Here is a 5,399-nt window from a genome sequence, read left to right on the forward strand (position 1 = left end):
GGCGGGTGGTGTTCATCAACGACGGCCTGCAGGTGCCCGAGAAGGCCCCGCCCGGAACAGTGGTCGTGGCGGTCGGGCTGCCGGACCGCGCCGGGACGGTCTGGCGGGTGCGGTTCGACGGGTCGATCGTCATTCCCGCCGATCTGCTGGTGACGGACCCCGGCACGGATGCCGCCGCTCACACCGATACGCCCACGGCCGGGAGGAACTGACGTGCGGGAGAGGATTTCCGTCGCGGTGTACGCGCCCGACCCCATCACCTACGACGGCGTGGTCGGCGGGCTGCGCGCCCGGCCCGAGCTGATGCTGGTCGACGAGGCCGACGCCGTGGTCGTCGTGGTCGTCGCCGAGACCGTGGGCGAGGAGATCAAGACGGCGCTGCGGCGGCTCTCGCGGTCGGTCGGCGCCCGTCCGGTCCTGATCGTCAGCGACCTCAAGGAGGCGCACCTGCTGGAGGTCGTGGAGTGCGGCGTGGTGGCGCTGCTGTGGCGGCGCGAGGCCAGGCCGGACGGCATCGTCCGGGCCGTCGTCGCGGCGGCGCGCGGCAACGGCAGCCTGCCCCCGGACCTGCAGGGCCGCCTGCTGAAGCAGGTCGGCCGCATCCAGCGCGGCATGACCGCCCAGGGCCTCGCCGCCGCCGGGTTGGCGGAGCGGGAACGCGAGGTGCTCTGCCTCATCGCGGAGGGTCTGGACACGTCCGAGATCGCGGGGAAGCTCGCCTACTCGGAGCGGACCGTCAAGAACGTCCTGCATGGCCTGATGACCCGGCTGCACCTGCGGAACCGCGCCCACGCCGTCGCCTACGCCCTGCGGGAGGGCTACATCTGATGCTCCACGAAGTGGACGACGCGCTGCGCACCCTGCTGCGGACGCGCGCGCTCGCCGGCGGCGACGTGCAACTGGCCTTCGACGCGCCGACCCGCGAGTGGGCGGCGCGGCGCAACACCCCGACGATCAACGTCTACCTCTACGACGTCCGGGAGGACATGGGGCGGCGGGAGCACGGGCCGATCCGCGTCCACGACGAGGAAGGACGCGTGACCGGGTACCAGCGGCCGCCCCGCACCTACCGCATCTCCTACCTGGTCAGCGCCTGGACCAAGCAGCCCGAGGACGAGCACCGGCTGCTGTCGGCCGTGCTCGGCTGCCTGCTGCGGCACGACACGCTTCCCCCGGAGATGCTGCCCGCCGAAGGGCTGCTGGCCGCGGCGGGGACCGCCGTCCCGGTCACCGTGGGCGTGCCGCCGGCGGAGCCGCGGGCGATCACCGATCTCTGGTCGGCGCTCGGCGGCGAGCTGAAGCCGTCACTGGACGTCGTCGTGCTCGCGCCGTTCCCCGTGCCGCCGGACCGCGATGCCAAGCCGCCGGTCACGGAGGTGGAGGTGAGGGTGCGCGAGAACGCGTCCACGGTGGTGGAGATGCGCCGGAGGTCGCCGGCGTGACCGACTCGACGGGTTACCTGCTGGCCCGGATCGAGTTGCTCCGCGCCCGCGTGCGGCGGCTGGTCGGGACGCGGTCCGCGGCGGATCCGTCTGCCGGGGACGAGTACCGCGGGCTTTACGTCCCGGACGGCACGGCCCGGCGGCTCGCCGCCGGGCCCGGCCCCGAACCCGCCCGCGACCCGGACTACGAGCGGGCCCTCGCCGACCTGGCGGAGGCCGCCGGTGCCGGGACGCGCCTGCACCGGCTCACCGGGGCGTTCCGCCTCACCGGCCTCGACGTGGAGATCCTGCTCACCGCGCTCGCCCCCGACCTGGACCGCTCATTCGAGGCGCTGTACGGCTATCTCAATGACGATGTGAGCCGCCGCCGCGCCACCGCCGGGCTCGCCCTGGACCTGTGGGGCGTTCCCGTGACGTCGGCGCACGGCCGCGCCCGGTTCGCGGCGGGGGCGCCCCTGGTCGCGGGAAGGCTCGTCGTCATGCAGGACGCCGACCGCCCCTTTCCGAGCCGCGGGCTGCTCGTCCCCGACCGGGTCGCCGCGTTCCTGCTCGGCGACGACGCCCTCGACGGCGAGCTGACCGGCGTGGTGCGCCTCCACGATGAACGCCCCGTCGCGGCGCGCCCCGACGGCGCCCTGACCGGCGCGGTGCGGCCGGACAACGGCGGCGCGGTGCCGCCGGACGGCGGCGGGCGTGCGCGACCGAGCCTGGCCGGGCTGGCGGGACGGCTGCGGGAGGACGATGCCCCGCTGGTCTACCTGCACGAGGCCCGGCCCGGCGCGGGCACCGCGGCGGCCCGCACCGCCGCGGCGTCCGCCGGGCTGCCCGTCCTGGCGGCCGATCCGGAGCGGCTGACGGTGGAGCTGGTTCCGTCCGTCCTGCGCGAGGCGGCGATGCGGGGCGCGGCCGTCGTGGCCGGCCCGTTCCCGGACGGCGGCGCGCTGCTGCGGGCCTTCGCGGACGGGTCCGCGAAGGTTCCGGTGCTGCTGGCGGGGCCGCAGCCGTTCGACCCGGGGTGGAGCGAGTCGCAGCCGCTCGTCCTGGACGTCCCGGCGCAGGATCATGCCGCCGGCGTCTGGCGCGCGGAACTCCCGGACCCGGACGGCCTCGGCTTCGACCTCGACGCCGCCACCGCCGGCTACCGGTTCTCCGCGGAGCAGGTCCGCCGGGCGGTCCGGGCCGCGCTCGACCACGCCGCGCTGGACGGCGTCCCTCTGTCGGCCGCGCACCTGCACCGCGGGGCGCGGCTGCAGAACGCGGGTGGCCTGCACAAGCACGCCAGGCGGATCGTGCCGGCCGTCGGCTGGGACGACCTGGTCCTGCCCGCCGAGCCGGCCGGGCGGCTGCGCGAGCTCGTCCAGCGGGCCCGGCACCGCGACCGTGTGCTCGGCGAATGGCGGCTGCGCAGCGGCGGGGGCCGGGGCCGCGGCGTGGTCGCGATGTTCGCCGGGGAGTCGGGCACCGGCAAGACCATGGCCGCCGAGGTGCTCGCCGCCGAGCTCGGCCTGGAGCTGTACGTCGTCGAACTGCCCGCCGTGGTCGACAAGTACGTCGGCGAGACGGAGAAGAACCTTGAGCGGATCTTCACCGAGGCGGACCGGATGGACGCGGTCCTGCTGTTCGACGAGGCCGACGCGGTGTTCGGCAAGCGCTCGGACGTCAAGGACTCCCACGACAGGTACGCCAACCTGGAGAGCGCCTACCTGCTGCAGCGGCTGGAGTCGTTCGGCGGGATCGCCGTCCTCACCACCAACCTGCGCGCCAACATCGACGACGCCTTCACCCGGCGCCTCGACCTGGTCATCGACTTCCCGTTCCCCGACCCCGCGCAGCGCCGGGCACTGTGGGAGCACTGCCTGGCGCCGCCCGTCCCGGTGGACGGCGGCGCCGACCTCGACCGGTGCGCGCGGGAGTTCGAGCTGGCGGGCGGGGCGATCCGCAGCGCGGCCGTCACGGCCGGGTACCTGGCGGCCGCGGCCGGACGCCCGGTCTCCATGGACGACCTCCTCGCCGGGGCGCGCCGCGAGTACCGCAAGCTGGGCCGCCTGCTGCCCGGCGACATCCCCCAGGCGGCCGTATAGCCCCGCCCGTCGCGTTTCATCGCGGGTCGTAGGGGATGCGCATCGCCGAGATCATTTCCTGGTCCTGCGGCACGTTGGAGCGCACCTCGATCGGGGAACCGCCCGACCTGACCCAGAACCCGACACTCAGCTTGCCGCCGTCGATGTCGCGGAACTCCTCGCCCTCGGCGAACTCCAGGCCGACCTCTTCGGTGTACTTCTGCCATTCCTGGTTCGGTTCGAGTTCGAACGCTTTGAAGACCTCGCGGCGTTGGAGCACCTCTTTGTCACCGTCGAAGTTCCAGTCGAAGATGACGGAGATGCTCGCCTCGGGGTCGCCGTTGGAGCGGACCCAGAAGTCGAACGTCGTCTTGCTGCCCGGGGCGTAGGCGTCCTTCATGCCGCAGAGGGTGTAGCGCACGGAGCTCCACGTGCACTTCCACTCGTCCCCGACCTGCTCGAAACCCGGGCTCTTGACGGGGAACGGCCAGGTGGCGGGCTCTTCGCCCGGCTCCGGTGGGTCAGGCCAGGGAGCGGCCCTGCTCAGGTACAGGAGCCGGTTCCCTGGACCTCCGAGCGGACGTTCCCCGCTCTCGCCGACCGGGGGCTCCTCGCCGCCGCCACCGGCGGGCGGAGCCTTGCGCGGCTCCTGGCCGGGGTCGGGGGCCTTGGCCGGTTTCTGGCCTTCCGGGAGGCTGAGCGGGTTCCCGACCGGGACCATCCCGCCGTCGCGCGCCTTCGAGCCGAAGTCGGGCTTGAAGGTGAACCACGCGATGGTGAACGCGAAGGCGAACGCCACCAGCATTCCGATGAAGCCGAGCAGCCAGCGCGGCATGACCGCCCGCTGGACGAAGACGCCCTCGACCTCGACCGGCTCCGTCCCGGAGCGCATCACGTTCACGGTGTAGGGGTGCGACTCGCGCTGCCCGAACCAGGCGATGGAACCCGGCCTGACACGTCCCCGCACCCACGCGGCCCGGCCGGGCTCCACCTGCACGTTGGCGGGATGGAGCTCGAAGCCGAGCTGCCCGCTGTTGTCCTTGCCGGTCAGCGACGCGGTGAGCCGCGTGTTGCCGAGGTTGTCCACGGCGAACCTGGGCTTGCCCCGGAACCGTCCGCGCACGGTGTGCGGCAGGAGCTCGGCCCGGACCTCGGTGAACGGCGTGACCGTCAGCTGCCCTTCCACGACGGTCTTGTCGCCCGGCTGCTCGGTCGGGACGACCTCCACCGCGAACGGGTGGCCGCCGGCCGTCGCGTCCGGGGTGCGCGGCGGCCGGAAGGTGATCTCGGCGGTGCCGGTCGTCCCCGGGTAGAGGCGCAGCGCCCGCGGCTCGACCCCGGCCCACACCGCGGGCGCGCCGGCGACCGCGATGCGGTACTCCTCCACCAGATCGGTCGTGTTGCGAAGCTTCAGCGTCACGGTCGCGGCTGCGCCGGGATCGACGGTGGCAAACGCCGGATCAAGAGAACTCCAGATACTCACCGCCCGAACGCTAGGCCGCCGCGACCGCCACGAGAACGGCCGACGGTGCACCCCCGGGTGCAAGCCTCGCTGCCCCGAGGGAACTTCCGCCGCTCTCGCGGGAGTACGGCCGGTCCGTCTTGCCCCCGAAGTGCCCTCGTGATCCTACGCGGTCCTGGCGTGCCCGAGGACGATGTCGTACTGATGTGCAACCACCATGAGGGGGGCCTCGTGCGCGCGCAGGACAATGGCAAGGAGCGGGACCGCGGGAACGGACCGGAGGGGCACCGGCCGCACACGCCTCAGGTGCCCGGGTGGGCGGCCCGTGTCCTCTCGCTCCAGCGGCTGGCCGGAAACGCGGCCGTCTCGCGGCGTGCAGCGCGCCGCCGAGGCGTCCACCGGGCATGTCCAGCGGGCACCGGGCAACACCCCCAG

Annotated in this window: 5 protein-coding genes; 4 read left to right on the plus strand and 1 reads right to left on the minus strand. The window is 73.8% G+C overall.

Annotated elements, in window-relative coordinates; genetic code table 11:
* From ETD83_RS43250 to ETD83_RS38815, 4 genes are all read left to right on the plus strand, one after another.
* A partial coding sequence (locus tag ETD83_RS43250; protein ID WP_171064685.1) for a hypothetical protein occupies window positions 1-212 on the plus strand: 212 nt, incomplete at its 5' end.
* 1 nt (window position 213) lies between these two features.
* Window positions 214-828 carry a helix-turn-helix transcriptional regulator gene (locus ETD83_RS38805; protein ID WP_230421484.1) on the plus strand — a complete coding sequence of 205 codons (615 nt, stop codon included), beginning with the start codon at window positions 214-216 and terminating at the stop codon, window positions 826-828.
* A complete protein-coding gene (locus tag ETD83_RS38810; RefSeq protein WP_138650173.1) occupies window positions 828-1,442 on the plus strand; it encodes a DUF4255 domain-containing protein in 615 nt (204 codons plus the stop codon). Before ETD83_RS38805 ends, ETD83_RS38810 begins: the two co-directional genes overlap by 1 nt.
* Window positions 1,439-3,523, plus strand: coding sequence for an ATP-binding protein (locus tag ETD83_RS38815; protein WP_138650174.1), 2,085 nt, complete (start codon window positions 1,439-1,441; stop codon window positions 3,521-3,523). Before ETD83_RS38810 ends, ETD83_RS38815 begins: the two co-directional genes overlap by 4 nt.
* A 16-nt stretch (window positions 3,524-3,539) precedes the next feature.
* Here the strand turns inward: ETD83_RS38815 and ETD83_RS38820 are convergent, their stop codons facing one another.
* The gene (locus tag ETD83_RS38820; protein WP_138650175.1) at window positions 3,540-4,985 is read right to left on the minus strand and encodes a COG1470 family protein; all 1,446 of its coding nucleotides are present in this window, start codon (window positions 4,983-4,985) and stop codon (window positions 3,540-3,542) included.
* Window positions 4,986-5,399 lie beyond the last annotated feature (414 nt).

Source organism: Actinomadura soli (assembly GCF_005889715.1).
Lineage (GTDB): Bacteria > Actinomycetota > Actinomycetes > Streptosporangiales > Streptosporangiaceae > Spirillospora > Spirillospora soli.

Coding starts and splice junctions, on each gene's coding strand:
- ETD83_RS38810 (WP_138650173.1), top strand. CDS start 828: ATGCTCCACGAAGTGGACGACGCGCTGCGCACCCTGCTGCGGACGCGC.